This window comes from Pedobacter ginsengiterrae, assembly GCF_039537385.1.
GTDB classification, from domain to species: domain Bacteria; phylum Bacteroidota; class Bacteroidia; order Sphingobacteriales; family Sphingobacteriaceae; genus Pedobacter; species Pedobacter ginsengiterrae.
In genome coordinates this window covers 220,465-240,955 of the sequence record NZ_BAABAK010000001.1, presented here as the reverse complement: position 1 = coordinate 240,955, position 20,491 = coordinate 220,465, and the positions used below count along the sequence as shown (strand labels likewise).

Below are 20,491 nucleotides of genomic sequence, written 5' to 3'. Positions count from 1 at the left end.
GACATCTATATCAAAATGTCCCGACCAAAACTGAAGTTTGTTTTTAATTTATTTTTGCTGATTGTCTATTCAACTAATCTGAAAGCTCAGATTACGAAAATGGATAGTGTTGCAAATAACTTAACTAACTATGCTTCTAAAAATAAATCTTCCGAACTCTTTATTCATTTCGATAAGAATATTTACACCAATAACGATCAGGTTTGGTTTACGGGCTATATGCTTAAAACCATTACAAGCTTAGAGCGATATAACACCTTATATTTATCTTTAATTAGTAACCAGGATAGCGCAGTAGTTGTTCATCAAAAATTCCTAATTGATAAAGGTTATGTTTTTGGAAGCATGACTTTGCCAGATTCTATTCAAAGTGGAAATTACAGGTTTGTTGCCAGTACAAACATTAAGTTAAATGGGAAACCCGATGTCGAATTTTTTCAGCCAGTAACGATTAAGTCAACAACAATAAATCCATTAGTTGCAAATTTATCGTTATTTAAAGCAAACGACGAGCAAACAGGAAATGGTTCTATTCTACTAAAAGCTTTATCAAGCGATAATCGTTTTATTTCTGATGCAGATGTAACTTATACTATTGGCCGAAATACTAATATTTTAAAAACTGGGAAAGCCAAAACGAGCATAATTGGCGAACTGATGATTGATTATCCAGCAGGTAAAATTAATGAGGATAATAATGAAGTTTCAGCAATTATAAAAAAGAACAATGAAGTTAGATACGCTAAATTCGAAATTCCATTAAAAAATACTAATCGTTACACCGTTAAATTTTATCCTGAAGGTGGATATTTAATTTCAGCAATTAAAAATAAAATAGGGTGGGAGGTTAAAAACCTTGAAGGAATTCCAACCAGTGTTAAGGCTGTTTTATTTGCTAACGATAAGATTTTGGATACAATTAGCACAAATTCTTCAGGTATAGGAAGCTTTTCAATTAAACCTTTACAAGGCTTAAATTATAGTGTAAGATTAATCGAGACTAATAATTTGATCGGTCGTTACGAACTACCTAAGCCGTTAATTAGAGGAACAAATCTTAAATTAAATACTGCTTTAGCGACAGATGAATTAAGAATGCTTGTAGAAAGTAATTTTGAGAACAAGGTATTTGTTGTTGTACATAACTTTGAAACTGTTTTTTTGTCATCTGAATTAAATTTAGAAGATAAAAAAGCGACAAGAGTATTGTTGAAATTAGACTCGGTGCCTAAGGGGCTGAACGCGATAACAATTTTAGATAGTACATATAAACCAATTGCCGAACGTATATTTTTTGCTCATTACGATGATATAAGTCATTTGCAAATTAATGCTGATAAGGATGAATATACAACCAGAGATAGTGTTAATCTGGAATTAAAGATTCTTGGAAAAGATGGCCAACTGTTTAATGGGCTAGTTTCTATTGCGTTGGTGCAGGGAAATAGATTAACGCTTGTCAATAAAAGAAATATTATTGATTATACGTTTTTAGAAAACGAATTAAATGCACTGCCTCCAAATTTGTTGGGCGTAAAATATAGCGATGTAAATTACCTGGAAGATGTTTTGTTAATAAAAGGATGGCGTAAATATAAATGGCCTGAAGAAAGGGACTCAAATTCAGATTATGAAAGGCAAATTTCTGAATACGAATATTCTGGTCAGATCAGCAAAAATAAAAAGCTTTTAAATAAAGCAGTTTCAATTAATACCATTGCTGCAAATAACATCAATTCTTTTGAAACCGACAGCGTTGGACATTTTTCATTACCCGCACATGCGCTTTTAACTGAAGATAAAGTTAAGATTTGGCTTAATGTGGGTGAGAAAAATTATCTCGATTATACTGTTAAGTTAAATGATCCTTCAGTAGAAATAAAATTATATCAAAAGAATCTGAGTTATAAAGAAAACTCGGTTAAAATGAATGTAATGCCTTCTATTTCGGAGGGCATTAATTCTTTGGCTGGCATAAAATTGAATGAAGTAATAATTAAAAAAACTAAGGATAATGATATTGGATTCGCAAAAGGAACCTTTGGTGTTAACCGATGTGGAGATTATGTTTGCGTAGCTAATATATTAAATTGTCAAAATCACGGAATCGGAACTATGCCCATTAAGGGTAAAAGCTATTTTTCAAATGGAAGGACGGTTGTTTATGCGGGTTGTAGTGAAGTTGAAAGTAAACCAAATTTTGTTGTTTTAAAAAACATTAATGTGCCAAAAGAATTTTACGTTTCAGATTTAACGAATAAAAATGAACCTATAAACTTTGCAACTGTATATTGGAATTATCAATTTCAAATAAACAAGAAAGAAAAAGTTCCTTTAAAATTTACCACAGGAGATTTAACAGGTGATTTCAGTCTAATTATACAAGGTATTTCAGGAAATGGTGTAGTTTATGGAGAAAAGACAATCAGTATTAAAAAGCCATAAAAAAAGCTCTGATTTTCATCAGAGCTTTTTACTAATATGATTTTCTTTAAAACCTAACACCAAAAGTTAAAAACACATTATCTGCGCTATTTTTTAAATTGGCTGTTGGTCCAGCACCTGTAAAATTAAAATCAGGATAATCTGAAGAAATGGTATAAGGAGAATTTGTAGAATCCCACTTTGTGTGTCTGTAAGTAACATCCAAAGAATAATTATCAAAACGGTAGCCTAAACCCCCACTATATGATTGTGTAGTAAAATCTAAATTTTTATATGGAGAACCTGAATATGAATATCCACCTCTAACCATAAATTGATCTACAACCTTTAATTCCAAACCAGCTCTGTAGTTAAAGTTTCCTTTATAAAGAGCAGCAATATCGCGATTGGTGTTAGTTTCCTCGCTCGTAAAATTAGACGAGAAATGAATACTACTGTAATCTACATACTCAACATCAGCCGTAATTAAACCACTGTTACCCAAAATGTAAGCTGCACCGCCACTCACTTTGTATGGTGTTCTTAGGCTATATTCTGAATTGTAATTTGATAATGGGTTGGTGTATTCAGGAATGTTCGTCCCATCTGCTCTTTTAAATTTAGTATTTAAGTTTTCAGAGAAATTATCAGTTAAACTATACCAGGTTGGTGTAGTGAAATTTAATCCTAATCTCAACTCGTTAACTGGTTTATAGATTAAACCAAGCTTAGCATTAACACCATTACCTTTTGTTTGTTGTATAGAGTTATAGCCAAAACTATAAGTACCATTTAAAAAAGTAGGGTCTTGTGCTGGAAAAGTTCTATTATTTCCACTTTCAGTAAAAGCAATATCAGAAGTATAATTGATATTGGTTAGCCCTAATGAAACACCAAGATATAATTTGTTGCCATAATTGCCAGCCATACCAATGTTTACTTCAGATTGAGATCCTGAACGAGTAATCGTGTTCTGTTGAGAGTTATTTGTAGCGGTCGTAGGAAAATAACCAGCAGGATCATACTCTATCAAAAAATTGCTATAAGCCATATCTTCTAGCGAACCTTGAATAAGATTAGCTGGCGCGGTATTGCCTGCAATATTAGCAAAGTAATCAGCCATCGAACTGCTGGCATTTTTTCCTCCGTAAGTAATGTTCTGGTTAAAGTTATTAGTTTTGTTATAACCGATACCAAAATTTACGCTTACCCATCCATCATTAAGGTTAGAACCCTTTGCTTTATTTACTGGCGAATAAAAAACGGCACCAACTTGGTTTATGCCCGCTTTACTTTTTTTATCAGATAAGCTGTTGCCTAAATATTCAGATCCAACTTTAAAGTTGTTGAATTCTGGCGTAAAAGTAAATTCAGATTTTGTGAAAAAACCTAATCCTGCAGGATTACCAGACAAAGAACTAATATCTCCTCCTAATGCTGTTTGTGCCCCACCTAAGCCTCTAAAACGGGCTGTTGTTCCTTGTTCAGGCTGCGAGAAACGTAATACATCGCTGGTATATTGGGCATATAAAGAATTGCTGGCAAGAACTATCCCTGCCACAATAAAAATTGATCTGAGTTTCATTTTATAGAATGTGTGTATGTGCTAAATTATCTTCCGCCGCCTCTTGTTGGTCTTCCACCGCCGCCTCCGCCGCCACTAGAGCTACCGCCACCGCTACTTCCTGATGATTGAGGAGGAGGGCTATAGCTACCACGATCAGGTCTGCTAGAAGGTTGTACCTGTTGCGTTTGAGGTTGTGGTCTGTAACTATCATCTCTGGATGGTCTTGCGCCTACACGGCCTTGTCCATTATTAACTGGAGCACCATTATTACCATTCGACCATCTTTCTGGTCTACCAGAATTGTTAGTAGATACTGCTGGTCTTCCATAGTTTCCACTTATACCAGAAGGTCTGGATCCATTATTTCCATAAGAACCACGATTATCGCCATCTCTGTTTGGTCTTGGTCTGCTGTTTCTATTGGTATATGAACCACCAAAGCCGCCACCGTAGTAACCACCTCCGTATCCATAACCGCCACCATAAAATCCACCGCCCCAACCAAAACGGTCGTAGTATGAATTTATTCCCCATCCAGAATACCAAGGATTATACCCAAAATATCCATAGTTGTATGGGTTGTTCCAGATGCTACCATAGCCAAAGCCACCGCCCCAACCGAATCCACCTCCCCAACCAAAACCACTATTCCATCCTAAGCCGTATCCGTTATTCCAGCCACCTGCGCCGTAACCTAAAAAGTTTGTATTTCCGTAGCTATTGCCGTAATAATAATTATCGTAGTAAGGATCGTAATACCCTCTCCAACTATATCCATTAGAAAAGCGACTTATCCTGGAAGAATAGTCCATATCGTAATATGGATTACTGGTTCCATAATATTCGTCATATTCCTGGTCGTTTTGGGCATATTGTTGTTGCTGTGGGGCAGGAGCACGGTATTCTACTTCCCTTGCTTTAGCCACAGTGTTGTAAACATCATCATTAGCATTGCTTTGAGCCAATTTTGATGTCGAACATGAAGCAACCAACCCAGCGGCTGCTATCATTACGATGGGTAAAAATTTAATTGGTTTCATTGTGTTTATAATTAGTTGTGTGTGTTAAATTTTAATAAAAACATTTTCAAAAAATGTTAAAACCTTTAATAATTATCATTTTCAAATTAATGACTTGAGTTGATAATCGTTTTGTAGGCATAAATTTATAAATTTGTGGCTTAATTTCACATTATTTAACATACAATTTACGTTCCAAATACATAACATGAGCAAAGAAATTACAAGCAGAGCAGCAGATTATTCACAATGGTACAATGATATCGTAATAAAGGCCGATTTAGCAGAGCATTCTGCCGTACGTGGTTGTATGGTTATAAAGCCGAATGGTTACGCAATATGGGAAAAAATGCAGGCCGTTTTAGATAAAATGTTTAAAGATACTGGTCATCAAAATGCTTACTTTCCTTTGTTCATCCCTAAGTCATTTTTTTCTAAAGAAGCATCTCATGTAGAGGGCTTTGCAACAGAATGTGCAGTTGTAACACACTATCGTTTAAAAAATGATGGAAATGGTAATATTGTTGTTGATGAAGCTGCAAAATTGGAAGAAGAGCTAATTGTTCGTCCAACTTCTGAAACCATTATATGGAATACTTATAGAGGGTGGATTCAGTCGTATCGCGATTTGCCAATTTTAATTAATCAGTGGGCTAATGTTGTTCGTTGGGAAATGCGTACACGATTATTTCTACGTACTGCTGAGTTTTTATGGCAGGAAGGACATACTGCCCATGCCACCTCTCAAGAGGCTATTGAAGAAACGGAACGTATGCTTCATATTTATGCAGATTTTGCCGAAAATTGGCTAGCAGTTCCTGTAATTCGCGGTAAAAAAACTGCTAACGAACGTTTTGCTGGTGCATTAGATACTTATTGTATTGAAGCTTTAATGCAAGACGGTAAAGCATTACAAGCTGGAACTTCACACTTTTTAGGTCAAAATTTTGCTAAAGCATTTGATGTTAAATTTACAGGTAAGGATGGAAAATTAGATCATGTTTGGGCTTCTTCATGGGGCGTTTCTACTCGTTTAATGGGGGCTTTAATTATGGCGCACAGCGATGATTCTGGTTTAATTATCCCACCTAAATTAGCGCCAATACAAGTTGTAATTGTTCCTATTTACAAAGGAGATGAGGATTTAGCCAAAATTACAGCTTATGTTAACGAATTAACGATGAGGTTGAAAGGCTTAGGCGTTTCGGTTAAATATGATGATAGAGATACACAACGCCCTGGATTTAAGTTTGCAGATTATGAATTAAAAGGTGTTCCTGTTCGTATTGCTATTGGAGGCCGAGATTTAGAAAATAAAACAGTAGAAATAGCTCGTAGAGACACAAAATTAAAACAAACCGTACCACAAGAGGGATTGGATATTTACATTGTTAAATTGTTGGAAGATATTCAAACAGCGATGTTTAATAAAGCTTTAGCTTATAGAGATGAACATATCACTGAGGCAAATAGTTATGAAGAGTTTAAAACTTTGCTTGATGAAAAAGCAGGTTTCATATCTGCCCATTGGGATGGAACGCCAGAAACCGAGCAAAAAATAAAAGAAGAAACTAAGGCTACCATTCGTTGTATTCCGTTAGATAATAAACTGGAAGATGGTGTTTGCATTTATTCAGGTAAACCTTCAATTCAACGCGTATTATTTGCCCGAGCTTACTAGATTTTAGAAAAGCATTAGTATAATTTTTAACCATCTTTCGCTAAAAAAGAGCTGGTTTTTTTAGATCTATAAATTGAAATATTAATGTAAAAAGGTCGAGATAAGGTAAAGGATTTAAAATCTTATCTCGATACTTGACATTCACACATTGATTTTATTAAAATGAAATTTGCAACAAAAGCTATACACGCGGGTCAGGAACCTGATCCAACAACTGGTGCAGTAATGACACCGATATATCAAACTTCTACTTATTGGCAAAAATCGCCAGGCGATAATAAAGGTTATGAGTATTCAAGAGGTACAAACCCAACTCGTAAAGCGTTAGAAGATTGTTTGGCTGCTCTTGAAAATGCAAAATATGGTTTAGCATTTTCTAGTGGAATGGGTGCTACAGATGCGGTTTTAAAATTATTGCAACCTGGCGATGAAGTAATTACTGGAAACGATTTATATGGAGGTTCTTACAGGATTTTTACTAAAATCTTCACGAAATACGGCATAAAATTTCATTTCTTAGATTTATCTAAGCCCGAAAATATGCTTCCATATATCAATGATAAAACTAAATTGGTTTGGATTGAAACCCCAACAAACCCAACCATGCAGATTATTGATATAGAAGGTATTGCTAAAATCACAAAAGAGAAAAATTTAATTTTAACCGTTGATAATACTTTTGCTTCTCCATATTTGCAAAACCCTATAGATTTAGGTGCAGACATTGTAATGCATTCGGTTACAAAATACATTGGCGGGCATTCGGACGTGGTTATGGGTGCTTTAGTTACCAGCGATGAGCAATTGTATAAAGACCTTTGGTTTATTTACAACGCGTGTGGCGCAACGCCAGGGCCACAAGATTCATTCTTGGTTTTAAGAGGTATTAAAACATTGCACCTTCGTATGAAAGCACATTGCGAAAACGGAGAAAAAATAGCTCATTATTTAAAAAATCATCCAAAAGTCGATAAAATTTACTGGCCTGGTTTTGAAGATCACCCTAATCACGATGTTGCTAAAAAGCAAATGCGTGGCTTCGGTGGAATGATTTCGATTACCTTAAAAGGAGCTGATTTACAAGAAACTTTTAGAATTTCATCAAATTTTAAAGTTTTCACTTTGGCCGAATCTTTAGGTGGCGTAGAGTCGTTAATTAATCACCCCGCAACAATGACTCATGGTTCTATTCCGAAAGAAGAACGTGAAAAAGTTGGTGTTACTGATAACTTATTGCGTTTAAGCGTTGGTGTTGAAGATATCGACGATTTGCTTGAAGATTTAGAAAACGCTTTAAAATAAAAATATTAATTTCTTAAAATCCGATGATTAAATGGTTTTTACTGTTTAATTATCGGATTATTTTTTTCAATACAAATGGACTTTTTAGACCTTAAAAATTTTCTTGATGCTAAAGTTGAGCAATATAATAAGCCCAACTTTATTGAAAACGATCCCATTTGTATTCCACATTTATTTACCCAGAAACAAGATATCGAAATAGCTGGTTTCTTTGCTTCAATTTTAGCTTGGGGACAGCGTAAAACCATCATTAATAAATGTAAAGAGCTATTAAATCGTATGGATAATGCACCTTACGATTTTGTTCTGAACCATAAAGATGACGATTTAAAACGGTTATTGAATTTTAAACACAGAACCTTTAACGATACAGATTTACTGTACTTTATATCTTTTTTTAAATATCATTATACAAATTACGATAGTTTGGAAAATGCCTTTCTTCCAAATAACGGCGTTTTTTTGAATGATTATTATGAGTCTGCTTCGAGTGTTAATGCAATGGTCGCTGCTTCTGAAGTTTGTTTGTCTTCCGGGTTTAGTTTTACTATCGAACAGGCGTTAAATCATTTTAGGCAATATTTTTTCGCTCTTGAAGATTTTCCACATCGTACAAAAAAACATATTTCATCTCCACAGCAAAAATCTACCTGCAAACGTTTAAATATGTTTTTACGGTGGATGGTTCGAGCCGATGATAAAGGCGTTGATTTTGGTATTTGGAATATTTTAAAACCATCCGATTTAATTTGTCCTTGCGATGTGCATGTAGATCGGGTAGGCCGTTTGCTCGGCTTAATTAACCGCAAGCAAACTGATTGGCTTACGGCTATAGAATTAACTAATAATCTAAAGTCATTTGATAATAGTGATCCAGTAAAATATGATTTTGCCCTTTTTGGTTTAGGTGTAGAAAAAATATTATAGATCATTATTTTACATTTCGTTATTTCTGCATTGTAAGTATATTTACATGTAATACTTTAGATCACTCCCTATTTTAATAATATGATTCTAGTTAATTTATCTGATGAAAATCGATGGAAGGACTATAATAATTTTTCTCCTCTAATTTCAATATTTAAACAATTTCATCCCCTAAATCGAGAAATTGAACGTCTTATTAACGAGCAGACCTTTCCAGTAAGTTTTAAAAAAAATAAATTTCTTGTTTCACCCGTCGATCGTAATAATTATCTCTTTTTAATTGTGAAAGGTGTTGTGCGCAGCTATATTAAAGATGATAAAACAGAAATCACCACCTGGATGGCCAAAGAGAACGAGGTTGTAGGTACAATTCGAAACTTGTGGCTTGAAGGAGGATCAGAAGAATATCTTCAGGCAATAGAGGATGTCGATTTAATTGCTATTCCACATACACTTTCTGATTATTTGTATGATAATTTCCCTGAGGCCAATATTGTAGGGCGTAAAATGATGGAATTATATTATAGAACTGCTGAAGAACGAGCTTATTTGTGTCGAATATCTTCTGCCGAGAAAAGGTATAAAAGATTTTTAATTTCTTTTCCTGGTTTGGTCAATCGAGTGTCTTTAAAATATATTGCATCTTTTCTGGCTATAAGATTAGAAACTTTAAGTCGCATTCGTGCTAAACTGTAAGCTTCTTTTTCTTTAATCGGCTATCTTGTTAGAATTGTTGCATTTTGTCTTTTTAAGCTATTCTAAAAATCGGAGCATATGAGTTTTAGTATCGTAAATACGATTTTTATTGCGAATTAATCATTTATAAATCTAAATATTAGCGTTATCCTCGATATTACAATTGAAATTTAAATAATCAGAGAACTTACTTTGATTTTACAAAAACTGAGACTATCTCGATATAGATTATACGCTGTTTTTTATGACAAATGTCAAAACTTTTCTAATATTCTATATGTTAAAAAAGTGATATTGCTTTTAACATATTTAATTATATATGTACATTTACAAATACAAACTTAAGAAACTAAAAAGTCCGATTACGAAATTGAAAACTACTGCGTCGTAATAATGTAACTATTGCCTATTTCATCCCCAATATCCAAACAATGAAGACAAAAAATACTGTAAGTACATTCTCTGTACTTATTGCTGATGATCATGAGATCATTCGCCGAGGTTTGAAAAATCTTATTTCAGACTACTGGACTGGTGTTCAGGTTCTTAACGCTTCCACTATGGAGCAAGCTTTAACCGAAGTTGAAAAATCTCCAAGTTTAATTATTATAGATGTAAACTTACCTGGAGGTAATAATTTAAAAGTAATTGATCAAATTAAATTAGTGCAACCTAATGCTAAAATTTTAGTGTTTTCTTCACTTAATGAGAATATATACGCCGTTCCTTATTTAAAATCAGGTGCATCTGGTTATTTGACTAAGAATGCTGAAGAATCTGAAATTGTTACAGCAATTACTACAATTTTAGCTGGAAGCAGATATTCAAGCAGAAATGTAAAAGAAAATATGTTTAATAGCATATTGGGAAATGATGCAGATAATCCTTTCACAAAATTATCTGGAAGAGAATTAGAGGTTGCAGAATTGCTAACCAAAGGTATTGGCGTTCTGGAGATTTCAAATCAGTTGGGTTTACAAATGGGTACGGTGAGTACATACAAATTAAGGCTTTTTCAGAAACTTAAAATTAAAAGTATAATAGAATTAGCTGAAAAAATGAGTATCTACGAAAAATAATTTCCACCTAAATTATATAAAAAAGAGTTTACCAAAAGTAAGCTCTTTTTTATTTTATTATCATTTTTCTTTATTCTTGTTCGTAGTTCCTGCACCATCTTTTCCCGATTCATTGGGTGTTTTTCCTGCTTCACCAAACTTATCTGATGCACCCTTGCCGTTTTGATCAAACGTTGCCTTTTCTTTTGAGGTTCCTGATGTCTTTTTATCCTGCCCTTTTTTATGATTTTTATTTTCCATAACTGATGTGTTTTATTAGAATAAACAATCTGGAAGCTTTAAAAGTTTTTATAACTAAAAATGTTAGTATTTTGTTGATAAAATAATTAGCAATCAAAATTAAAAACTAATAATTTTAGTAAATTTGTTTGTTAGTTATGATGATTATGCAGCAGGATAAACATATTATTCATATGGATCAGGATGCTTTTTTTGTATCCGTAGAGTTAAAGAAAAACCCAGAACTTATTGGAAAAGCTGTTATTGTAGGCGGTAACTCTGATCGGGGTGTAGTTACTTCGTGCAGTTATGAAGCACGAAAATTTGGTGTGCACGCCGCTATGCCAGGTCGAACCGCAAAGCTATTGTGTCCGCAAGCGATCTTTGTTAAAGGTAATATGGATGATTATTCAAAAGCCTCTCACGAAATTACAGAAATCATAGCGCAACGTGTTCCGCTATTTGAAAAGGCAAGCATCGACGAGCATTATATCGATATGACAGGCATGGATAAGTTTTTTGGTTGTATGAAGTTTGCGTCAGAATTAAGGCAAACCATTATTAAGGAAACTGGATTACCGATCTCTTTTGGCTTATCTGTTAATAAAACAGTTGCTAAAGTTGTAACTAACGAATGTAAGCCAAATGGAGAAATGGAAATTCCTTTTCCTGAAGTTCGCCCTTTTTTAAATCCTTTATCTGTACATAAAATTCCTGGTATCGGCCAGGCTACTTATCGAAAGTTAAGCGAAATGGGGGTTCGGAAAATTGAAACATTAGCCGAAATTCCTCAAGAATTAATGTTTAAAATTTTGGGTGATCATGGATTAAATCTTTTGCAAAAGGCGCATGGCATAGATTTTTCGCCTGTTGTTCCTTATCGTGAAAGAAAATCGATCGGAACACAAACTACCTTTGAAAACGATAGTATGGATATTAATAAAATGAAAGCCATATTAACGGGAATGGTTACTAACTTAACATTCGAACTGCGTAGCCAGCAGAAACTCACCGCCTGTATTACAGTTACTATTCGGTATTCTAATTTCGAAACGGTAACTCAACAGGCCCGAATTCCTTATACAGCATTAGATTCTTTTCTGATTACGAAAGCTCATGATTTATTTAAAAAATTATATAGTAAGCGAATGCTACTGCGATTAATTGGTGTTAAACTTTCTCATTTGGTTAGTGGTTTCGAGCAAATTGGTTTATACCATACTTCAGAGGAGGAGTATGATTTATATCAGGCAATGGATAAAGTGAGGCAGAGTTATGGTGTAGAATCGGTAGTGAAGGCTTGTATTGTAAATAAACCTCAAAGAGATGATAATGGAAAGGTTATTAAATATAATCCTCGTAAAAAAAGACCAGACGAAAATAATAAAGAAGAAGAACGGAAAAAATCAAGAATCAGAACTTTTATCAATTCCGATGTTTCATCTGTAAATAAACCAACCGATAGCTAAATGTTTTTGAATGTACATTCATCGTATAGTTTAAAATATGGTACAATGAATATTGCATCCATAATAGCGCAAGCCCGTGCTTTAAATATTCATCAATTGGTATTAACCGATATTAATAATTCTACGGGTGCTATAGAATTTATTAGAGAATGTATAAAGCAAAGTATTTTTAAAGAAGCTGATGATGTGCAGGAAGGAAATATTCCTTACAACTTAAAGCCAGTTGCTGGCATTGAATTTAGAAGAGACAATCAGCTACTTTATTTTGGAATTGCCAGTAATAAAGAGGGAATGCGTGAGCTTAATGAATTTTTAAGTTACCATAATATTCATAATGTTCCCTTGCCCTACAGCGCACCAGAATTTAAGAATGTATTTGTTGTGTATCCTTTTACAAAAGATTTTAATCGGAAATTAGCTTCTAACGAATTTGTTGGCATCCGAAATACTCAATTAAACCATCTTTACAAACACTCGTTGCTTCAACAGAAGCATAAGTTAGTTGTTTGGCACCCAGTTACTGTGTCTGATAAAATTACCTACAGACTGCACGAATACTTGCGTGCAATAGATTTAAACACACTTTTAACCAAAGTGCCTGATGACTTTAAATGTTCGAAAAATGAATTTTTGATTCCAGAAAATGAGTTGAAGATTTGCTTTAAAGATTATTCATTCATTTTAGAAAATACGCAGAAACTGATTGATAATTGCGATTTGTCAGTATATTTTGAGCCTGTAATTCAATCGAAAAATCGCTTTGCTTATACAAAAGAAGGTGCCGAATTTGATAAAGTTTTATTACGAAGAATTGCTTATAAAGGCTTAGCCTATCGGTATGGAAAAGATAATACCATTGCGTTAGCGCGCTTGGAAAAAGAATTGCGTATTATCGAATTCAAAAAATATTGTGCTTACTTTTTAATCACCTTCGATATTGTTCGTTATGCAATGGGTCGGTGTAAATTTTATCATGTTGGTCGTGGTTCTGGAGCAAATAGCATAGTTGCTTATTGCCTGCGTATAACCGATGTAGATCCAATTGATTTGGATTTGTATTTCGAACGGTTTTTACATGAAAAAAGAACCAGTCCACCCGATTTTGATATCGATTTTTCTTGGGATGAACGCGAAACCATTCAGAAATACATCTTTAAAAAGTATCCCTACTGGCATGTTGCGTTTTTGGGTACGATGAGTACGTTTAAAGATCGGGCAATTATTCGCGAAATTGGTAAGGTTTTAGGTTTGGCAAAAGATGAGATAGATAGTTTTAGCGACCAAACAAAAGAATGGCAGAATTTACAAAACCCAACTTATAAGAAGATAAAAAATGTACACAACAGAATGCGTGAAATGCCTAATCAGCGTTCGATTCATGCTGGTGGAATTCTAATTTCTGAAGAGCCGATAACTTATTATACTGCTTTAGATTTACCACCAAAAGGTTTTCCAACTGTGCAATGGGATATGTATGAGGCTGAATTAATTGGTTACGAAAAGTTCGATATTTTAAGCCAAAGGGGTATTGGGCACATCCGTGAAGCGGTTCAGTTGATCGCAAAAAATAAAGGAGATATTGTTGATATACACGATTTTAAAACATTTAAAAAAGACCCAAAATTAAATGGTATTTTAAAAGAAGGACAGCCAATTGGCTGTTTTTACATAGAATCGCCAGCTATGCGCCAGTTACTTAAAAAACTTAAATGCGAAAACTATTTAACGCTTGTGGCAGCTAGTTCCATTATACGTCCTGGAGTTGCCAGTTCAGGGATGATGAAAGCTTTTATAGAACGTTATCATGAGCCCGATAAGGTTGTGTATTTATGTGAAGAGATGAAAGAGCAACTTAAGGAAACTTATGGTGTTATGGTTTATCAAGAAGATGTGATTAAAGTTTGCCATTACTTTGCGGGTTTAGATTTGGCCGATTCAGACGTTTTACGAAAAGCGATGAGTGGGAAATATCGCTCTAAATTGGCTTTTGATGAACTAGTAAATAAATTTTTTGTTTCGGCAAGAGCACAAGGCCATTCGCATGAGTTGGTTACTGAGGTTTGGCGGCAAATTTCTTCTTTTGCTGGTTACAGTTTTTCGAAAGCACACTCCGCATCATTTGCGGTAGAAAGTTATCAAAGTTTATACCTTAAAACATACTATCCGAAAGAATTTATGGTAGCCGTATTAAATAATTATGGCGGCTTCTATAGTCGATGGGTTTATGTTCACGAACTCCAAAAAACTGGCGCCAAGGTACATTTGCCTTGCGTAAATAATAGTGATGTGGTGGTCAATATTAAGGGAGATGAAGCTTATTTGGGTTTTATCGGTATTCAAGGTTTAGAAAGCAAGTTCATCGAGATTATTCCAGCTGAACGAGAAATAAATGGTAATTATCTGGATTTAGAGCAATTTGTAAAGCGTACTCAAATTACTTTGGAACAGGCTATTCTGCTAATTCGTTTAGGTGCTTTAAGATTTACAGGAAAGGATAAAAAAATGTTGTTGTGGGATATTTACACTTATTTAGGCCATAAGCAGAAGAAACTTAACCATGCCGAGCTATTTAACATCGAGCACAAATCGTATAGTTTGCCACATTTAGAAAACTCACAAATAGAAGATGCTTATAATGAGTTAGAGCTTTTAGGTTATCCTTTAAATTTTAATATGTTCGATTTTTTGAAAACAAGTTATCGAGGTAATGTAATGGCTGCTGATTTAAACAATCATGTTGGCGAAACCGTAAAAATGGTTGGCAATTATGTATGCGAAAAAACGGTGCACACCATTAAAAATACTAAGATGTGGTTCGGTACTTTTTTAGATGCAAATGGCGATTTTTTCGACACCACACATTTTCCGAACACAACACCTATGTATCCTTTTAAAGGAAAAGGATGTTATTTGATTCTGGGGAAAGTGGTTGAGGATTTTAGTTTTCCAAGCATTGAGGTTTTGAAATTCGCTAAACTCGACATCCATTTAAACCCTGTAGCTTTTGATTAAATAATAGAATATGGAAATAAATTTGAAAAAGGAAAGGTATTCAATAGTTGTTTATCCTCACAAAGAAATCATTGGTAAAGTAAAAATCATGAAAGATAAATTGGCTCACGGTGTAGGCAATTATAAAAGTCGAAATTCGGAAGCACACATGACTATTGTAGAATTTGTGCTGATCCAAATGAATTTATTTTTTATAAATTTTATCTAAAGAACTTTTGCTTTTATCAAAAACCTGAGTATATTTTATTCAATAAAATACTATTATCTGAACAAAGCCAAGCGCTTATTTTACTCCCCGCCATTGAGTCAAAAGTATACTTAAGGGATTTATTAAAGAATTTTAGGAGAGGTTTAAAGTATATGAATGTCACTAATGGATCAGCGGCTCATATATCAATCGGGAGAGAATTAAATCCAACTCAAATAGATGCTGCAAATCATATTTTTAGTGAAGTAAATTTAGATTTCAACTGCGAAAAGATAGCGATTAGAAAATAAAATTCGTCAATTAAACAGTTTGAAGTTATCTATGAATTTTATTTTCTAGGAAACCCACCAGTTGATGGACAACTTTCTTTGTTTCAATAAAATTGATTAGCTGATTAGAGGAGTTAATCGGCTTATTATTTAGCTGTTTTTGAAACGAATAAAATATTTTTATTTATTTTTAAGCATGATTCATTTTAAAGCAGAAATAGAACGTTTCGAGCAAATGGGCGAAAAAACTGGCTGGAGTTATGTTTTTATTCCAGCAACAAAAGCCAATCAAATTAAACCAGAATGTAAAACATCCTTTAGGGTTAAAGGCAAAATCGATAATGTTGAAATCGCAGGAATGGCAACGATGCCAATGGGAGAGGGTGATTTTATAATTGCCCTTCGAAGCGAGCTGAGAAAGCAATTAGGTAAAGAAGCAGGAGCTGCTGTAGAAATCTATCTCGAAGAAGATAAGAATTTTAAAATTGATATGCCTGAAGATTTAGAAATGTGCTTAATTGACGAAGAGCATTTGATGTCAACTTTTTTATCATTTGCAAAATCGAACCAAAATTATTTCATTAAATGGATTAACGAGGCTAAAACAGAAGTAACCAGAACAAAAAGATTAGCCATGACCGTAACTGCGATGTATAAAAAGCAAGATTTTGGTGCAATGATAAGAGAAAGTAAAGCGAATAAGTAATTACCTTTTATAATTTCTAAACCAACTATTAACCTTCATTTGGATAACACCAAGAAAAGCTTCTCTGAAGATTTTAGTGCTCATTTTTGAAGTTCCTTCTGTTCTATCCGTGAAAATAATTGGAACTTCTACAACTTTAAAACCAAATTTTATTGCAGTAAACTTCATCTCAATTTGAAAGGCATAACCCACAAATTTAATTTTGTTTAATGGAATGGTTTCTAAAACTATTTTTCGGTAACATTTAAAGCCTGCTGTAGCATCCTGAATGTTAATTCGGGTAATTAACCGAACATACATTGATGCAAAGTACGACATTAATACCCTTCCCATCGGCCAGTTTACAACATTCACTCCTTTAACATAACGAGAACCCACAGCCACATCAGCACCATTAACACAAGCTTCTCTTAAGCGAACTAAATCATCAGGGTTATGAGAAAAATCAGCATCCATTTCAAAAATATATGGATAATCTCTTTGTAAAGCCCAGTTAAAGCCATAAATGTAGGCTGTACCTAAACCTTGTTTTCCAGAACGTTCCTGGATAAATAAATGTCCAGAGTATTCTGCTTGTAACGATTTTACAATATCTGCAGTGCCATCTGGCGATCCATCATCAATAATTAAAACGTGAAAAGGTTGAGTTAAAGAAAATACCTTTCGGATAATTTTTTCAATATTTTCCTTTTCGTTGTAAGTGGGTATGATGACTAAACTATCGGACACGTTGTGATGTAAATTTAATTTGTTTGTGCGCTTCGCTTTTCGCTTAAAGTGGCACGAAAGTAAATATTTAAAGTGAAAAAACCCGTATCAATAGGCTTGATACGGGTTAAAATCTGTTAAAATGGCGTTTATCTTACTTCAGCCATTAATTTTTTAATCAATTGAGAAAAGATAATTAAAGCCAAGCCAGCAATTAAAGAATATAAGGCAAGCGATTTGTAACCTTCAGTATAGGCAATTAATTTAGTTGGCAAGGATGCATTGTCGATACTCGACATTTCTGCACCTAATTTACCAGCTGCTAGTTGTCCGAAGGCACTAAACAAAAACCACAAACCCATCATCATACCAAACATTTTCTTTGGAGAAAGTTTCGTGATAATCGACATTCCAATTGGTCCGATACACAACTCGCCTAAAGTAAGCAACAAATATGCGAAGGTGAAAACATTCAAAGAACTGATACCTTGCACATTTGCAAAAAATCTTGTGGCGTAAAAAACATAAAAACTTGCTGCTAATAAAATGAAGCCCAAACCAAATTTTACAACCGTATTTGGTTCGATCTTGCGTTTATATAATCCTAACCACAAAATACCAATAATCGGACTGAATACAATAACGAAAAATGAGTTTACGCTATTGTTAACCACATTAGGATCGATGTTAAAGAATAGAATTTTATGGTCAAGGTTATCTTTTGCAAAAAGCGACAATGAACCGCCACTTTGCTCGGATATAGCCATAAAAATGAAATAACAAAAGATGAAAACAAAGGCAGCCAATAGTTTATATTGTGCTTTTTTATCTTTTATTTTTATGGTTTCAAATAAGAAATAGACTAAAGCTACAACACCAATTGTGTACATGAAATAATCGGTGTATGCTGTATTTCTAACCATTATAAAAATTAATGGTATACATAACAATGAGCCAACATAAGTAGCTATTTCGTAAGTTTTCTGTTTAGTTTTTGCTAGGTGTAAAAGTGGCGAGATACCAATCGGACCTAGGTGTTTTTTTGTGAAAATAAATGTTCCTAAACCAAATGCCATTACAAGTGCAGCCGATAAGAAACATAAATGCCAGCTATAATATTTACCTAAATAAATGCACAATGCGCCACCTAATAAGCCACCAACATTAATCCCCGCATAAAATAACCCATAACCAGCATCTCTTCTGTTATCATTTTCGTGATACAATTCGCCAACCATTGATGAAATATTCGGTTTGAAAAAACCAGTACCAATAATGGATAGCGTTATACCAATATAAAATAAATCGTGAGGAGAAAAGGCCAGAATAAGATTTCCAATAATCATTAAAGAACCGCCCCAGAAAAGTGATTTTCTAAAACCTAAAATCTTATCGGCAAATATTCCACCAATAAATGTAAAAGCGTAAACAAAAGCTTGAATTGCGCCATATTGCAAATTCGATTTCTGATCACTTAAACCTAATTGGTCTACCATGAAAAATGCTAAAACACCTCTCATTCCATAGAAACAGAAACGTTCCCACATTTCTACTAAAGATAAATACCATAGTTGCTTTGGATATTTACCTTCGAAATTCTGAATTTCTTCTACTGTAATTGCTTTTTCCGAACTTAGATTCATTTTACTTAACCCCGTGCATTAGTTTTTTAATAATTGGATGTAAGGCTGCGATTAATAAACCAGCAACCATTGGAATGATAGTAAATATTAAGAAAAATGTTGTTAAGCTATATTTATGAGTAATTTCTTCAATCATACTTCCAGATACGCCAGCTAATTTATTACCCATTGCAAGGAACAAATAGTACACGCCAAACATAAAACCTATCCATTTTGCAGGAACAAGTTTACTAACATACGAAAGTCCTACAGGAGAAATACAAAGCTCACCTAGAGTATGAAACAGGTAAGCAAATACCAACCAAGCCATGCTAACTTTTATATCGGGTGATGTAATTGCAGTTGAACCGTAAGCTAAAAAGCCAAATCCTATACCAAGTAATACTAAACCTAATCCAAACTTTAAAGGACCAGGAAGATTGTATTTACTTTCCCACCATTTCGAAAATACAGGTGCAAAGCATATAATAAACAAAGAGTTTAAAATGTTAAACCACGAAGCTGCAATTTCAGTAGTGTTGGCAGAAAATTCACGTTCAACTTTCCATAATACAATACCCCATATAATTATGAAACTAGTAGCTAGTATTAAATTACCGAGTTTATATTTTGAAATAGTTTGCGAAAAGAGTTTAATCAAAACATAAGAAATAATACCTAACGGAACAATAGTTAAAAGGGCATCAACTATTTTAAAAGTTAAGCCAGCGCTTCCTGTTAAAATCCTTGTGGTATTTTCTTTTGCAAAAATCGTCATACTTCCACCAGCCTGTTCGAAAGCTGCCCAAAAGAAAACGGTGAAGATCGAGAATATAAATACAACAATTAAACGATCTCTAACAATATTGGACGGAAGTTTTTCTTCTTTAATTTCTGTTGAATCAGCATTTTGTAATGCCTGTAATTTTTTTTCTTCTTTAGGAAGTAAGCCAATACTACCAAAAATGTTTTTTGTGAAATAAAATTGCAACATTCCTAGAAACATGAAAATACCTGCTAGTCCAAAGCCCCAGCTCCAAGAAATTTTTTCACCTATATAACCACAAATCATGATACCTAAAAATGCACCTGCATTAACGCCCATATAAAAGATAGAATAGGCTCCATCTTTCTTCTCTGGATGATCTTTGTAAATTTTAGATACAATTGAAGTCATGTTTGGTTTAAATAAGCCATTACCTAACATTAAGCAGCCTAAACCGATATATAAAAATGTTGGTGTTTCTATCGCCATACTTGCATGACCAATAGTCATAATTAAAGCACCTAGAATTACCGCCCATCGGTAACCTAACAATCTATCGGCAATTAAACCACCAATAACAGGTGTAAGATATACGCCCATTGTGTAAGTTCCATATAAAGAAAGAGCATCAGCCTTGCTCCATTCCCAACCTCCAGCAGCAATAGTAGATGTAAGAAATAAAACTAATAGTGCCCGCATACCATAGTACGAAAATCTTTCCCACATTTCGGTAAAGAAAAGCACGAATAATCCTGCAGGATGACCCAATACCTTACTGCTAAAGAAATCGTCTTTAGTTTGAATAGATGTTTGCATA

The 20,491-nt window shown here is 33.9% G+C and carries 16 protein-coding genes; 10 read left to right on the top strand and 6 right to left on the bottom strand.

The annotated features are described in order from the left end of the window. The first annotated feature begins 99 nt into the window (after nt 1-99). Complete coding sequence (locus tag ABD692_RS00920) at nt 100-2,445, top strand: hypothetical protein (protein ID WP_344764220.1); 2,346 nt, start codon at nt 100-102, stop codon at nt 2,443-2,445. 46 nt (nt 2,446-2,491) lie between these two features. On the opposite strand, the gene ABD692_RS00915 is transcribed toward ABD692_RS00920, so the two are convergent. Both ABD692_RS00915 and ABD692_RS00910 read right to left on the bottom strand, forming a co-directional pair. Next, nucleotides 2,492-4,009 carry an OmpP1/FadL family transporter gene (locus ABD692_RS00915; RefSeq protein ID WP_344764218.1) on the bottom strand — a complete coding sequence of 506 codons (1,518 nt, stop codon included), beginning with the start codon at nt 4,007-4,009 and terminating at the stop codon, nt 2,492-2,494. A gap of 26 nt (nt 4,010-4,035) precedes the next feature. Further along, on the bottom strand, nt 4,036-5,031 hold the full coding sequence (locus tag ABD692_RS00910; RefSeq protein ID WP_344764216.1) for a hypothetical protein: 996 nt from the start codon (nt 5,029-5,031) through the stop codon (nt 4,036-4,038). Nucleotides 5,032-5,218: 187 nt separating this feature from the next. Here ABD692_RS00910 and proS point away from each other — a divergent pair, with 187 nt between their 5' ends. From proS to ABD692_RS00885, 5 genes are all read left to right on the top strand, one after another. Then, nucleotides 5,219-6,691 (top strand): proline--tRNA ligase, encoded by a 1,473-nt coding sequence (gene proS, locus ABD692_RS00905; protein ID WP_344764214.1) that lies wholly within the window; start codon nt 5,219-5,221, stop codon nt 6,689-6,691. Between the two features lie 162 nt (nt 6,692-6,853). After that, the gene (locus ABD692_RS00900) at nt 6,854-7,993 is read left to right on the top strand and encodes a cystathionine gamma-synthase (protein WP_344764213.1); all 1,140 of its coding nucleotides are present in this window, start codon (nt 6,854-6,856) and stop codon (nt 7,991-7,993) included. A gap of 75 nt (nt 7,994-8,068) precedes the next feature. Next, entirely contained in the window at nt 8,069-8,920 is an 852-nt protein-coding gene (locus ABD692_RS00895; RefSeq protein ID WP_344764210.1) for a TIGR02757 family protein, read from the top strand. An 81-nt stretch (nt 8,921-9,001) separates the two neighbouring features. Further along, a complete protein-coding gene (locus ABD692_RS00890; protein ID WP_344764208.1) occupies nt 9,002-9,616 on the top strand; it encodes a Crp/Fnr family transcriptional regulator in 615 nt (204 codons plus the stop codon). Nucleotides 9,617-10,047: 431 nt separating this feature from the next. Beyond that, the gene (locus ABD692_RS00885; protein ID WP_316758448.1) at nt 10,048-10,695 is read left to right on the top strand and encodes a response regulator transcription factor; all 648 of its coding nucleotides are present in this window, start codon (nt 10,048-10,050) and stop codon (nt 10,693-10,695) included. A 60-nt stretch (nt 10,696-10,755) separates the two neighbouring features. Here the strand turns inward: ABD692_RS00885 and ABD692_RS00880 are convergent, their stop codons facing one another. Beyond that, nucleotides 10,756-10,935: a hypothetical protein gene (locus ABD692_RS00880; RefSeq protein WP_344764206.1), complete on the bottom strand. Its 180-nt coding sequence runs from the start codon at nt 10,933-10,935 to the stop codon at nt 10,756-10,758. Between the two features lie 137 nt (nt 10,936-11,072). Here ABD692_RS00880 and dinB point away from each other — a divergent pair, with 137 nt between their 5' ends. The 4 genes from dinB (at nt 11,073) to ABD692_RS00860 (ending at nt 16,578) form a co-directional block, all read left to right on the top strand. Then, entirely contained in the window at nt 11,073-12,383 is a 1,311-nt protein-coding gene (dinB, locus tag ABD692_RS00875) for a DNA polymerase IV (protein WP_316758450.1), read from the top strand. Next, the gene (dnaE, locus tag ABD692_RS00870) at nt 12,384-15,395 is read left to right on the top strand and encodes a DNA polymerase III subunit alpha (RefSeq protein WP_344764203.1); all 3,012 of its coding nucleotides are present in this window, start codon (nt 12,384-12,386) and stop codon (nt 15,393-15,395) included. A gap of 10 nt (nt 15,396-15,405) precedes the next feature. Further along, nucleotides 15,406-15,603, top strand: a complete 198-nt coding sequence (locus ABD692_RS00865) for a hypothetical protein (RefSeq protein ID WP_344764201.1) — start codon at nt 15,406-15,408, stop codon at nt 15,601-15,603. A 465-nt stretch (nt 15,604-16,068) separates the two neighbouring features. Continuing rightward, the gene (locus ABD692_RS00860) at nt 16,069-16,578 is read left to right on the top strand and encodes a YdeI/OmpD-associated family protein (RefSeq protein WP_344764199.1); all 510 of its coding nucleotides are present in this window, start codon (nt 16,069-16,071) and stop codon (nt 16,576-16,578) included. Here ABD692_RS00860 and ABD692_RS00855 read toward each other — a convergent pair whose 3' ends face one another. The 3 genes from ABD692_RS00855 to ABD692_RS00845 form a co-directional block, all read right to left on the bottom strand. After that, nucleotides 16,579-17,307 carry a polyprenol monophosphomannose synthase gene (locus ABD692_RS00855; protein ID WP_316758457.1) on the bottom strand — a complete coding sequence of 243 codons (729 nt, stop codon included), beginning with the start codon at nt 17,305-17,307 and terminating at the stop codon, nt 16,579-16,581. Between the two features lie 128 nt (nt 17,308-17,435). Then, the gene (locus ABD692_RS00850; RefSeq protein WP_344764197.1) at nt 17,436-18,929 is read right to left on the bottom strand and encodes a peptide MFS transporter; all 1,494 of its coding nucleotides are present in this window, start codon (nt 18,927-18,929) and stop codon (nt 17,436-17,438) included. Between the two features lies 1 nt (nt 18,930). Beyond that, entirely contained in the window at nt 18,931-20,490 is a 1,560-nt protein-coding gene (locus ABD692_RS00845) for a peptide MFS transporter (RefSeq protein WP_316758461.1), read from the bottom strand. Nucleotide 20,491: the final 1 nt, after the last annotated feature.

Excerpts from the sequence above, each read along its gene's own strand:
- dnaE (WP_344764203.1), top strand. The coding sequence starts at position 12,384 with ATGTTTTTGAATGTACATTCATCGTATAGTTTAAAATATGGTACAATG.
- ABD692_RS00860 (WP_344764199.1), top strand. The coding sequence starts at position 16,069 with ATGATTCATTTTAAAGCAGAAATAGAACGTTTCGAGCAAATGGGCGAA.
- ABD692_RS00895 (WP_344764210.1), top strand. The coding sequence starts at position 8,069 with ATGGACTTTTTAGACCTTAAAAATTTTCTTGATGCTAAAGTTGAGCAA.
- ABD692_RS00910 (WP_344764216.1), bottom strand. The coding sequence starts at position 5,031 with ATGAAACCAATTAAATTTTTACCCATCGTAATGATAGCAGCCGCTGGG.
- ABD692_RS00850 (WP_344764197.1), bottom strand. The coding sequence starts at position 18,929 with ATGAATCTAAGTTCGGAAAAAGCAATTACAGTAGAAGAAATTCAGAAT.
- ABD692_RS00885 (WP_316758448.1), top strand. The coding sequence starts at position 10,048 with ATGAAGACAAAAAATACTGTAAGTACATTCTCTGTACTTATTGCTGAT.
- ABD692_RS00900 (WP_344764213.1), top strand. The coding sequence starts at position 6,854 with ATGAAATTTGCAACAAAAGCTATACACGCGGGTCAGGAACCTGATCCA.
- ABD692_RS00915 (WP_344764218.1), bottom strand. The coding sequence starts at position 4,009 with ATGAAACTCAGATCAATTTTTATTGTGGCAGGGATAGTTCTTGCCAGC.
- ABD692_RS00865 (WP_344764201.1), top strand. The coding sequence starts at position 15,406 with ATGGAAATAAATTTGAAAAAGGAAAGGTATTCAATAGTTGTTTATCCT.
- ABD692_RS00890 (WP_344764208.1), top strand. The coding sequence starts at position 9,002 with ATGATTCTAGTTAATTTATCTGATGAAAATCGATGGAAGGACTATAAT.
- dinB (WP_316758450.1), top strand. The coding sequence starts at position 11,073 with ATGATGATTATGCAGCAGGATAAACATATTATTCATATGGATCAGGAT.
- ABD692_RS00880 (WP_344764206.1), bottom strand. The coding sequence starts at position 10,935 with ATGGAAAATAAAAATCATAAAAAAGGGCAGGATAAAAAGACATCAGGA.
- ABD692_RS00845 (WP_316758461.1), bottom strand. The coding sequence starts at position 20,490 with ATGCAAACATCTATTCAAACTAAAGACGATTTCTTTAGCAGTAAGGTA.
- proS (WP_344764214.1), top strand. The coding sequence starts at position 5,219 with ATGAGCAAAGAAATTACAAGCAGAGCAGCAGATTATTCACAATGGTAC.
- ABD692_RS00920 (WP_344764220.1), top strand. The coding sequence starts at position 100 with ATGGATAGTGTTGCAAATAACTTAACTAACTATGCTTCTAAAAATAAA.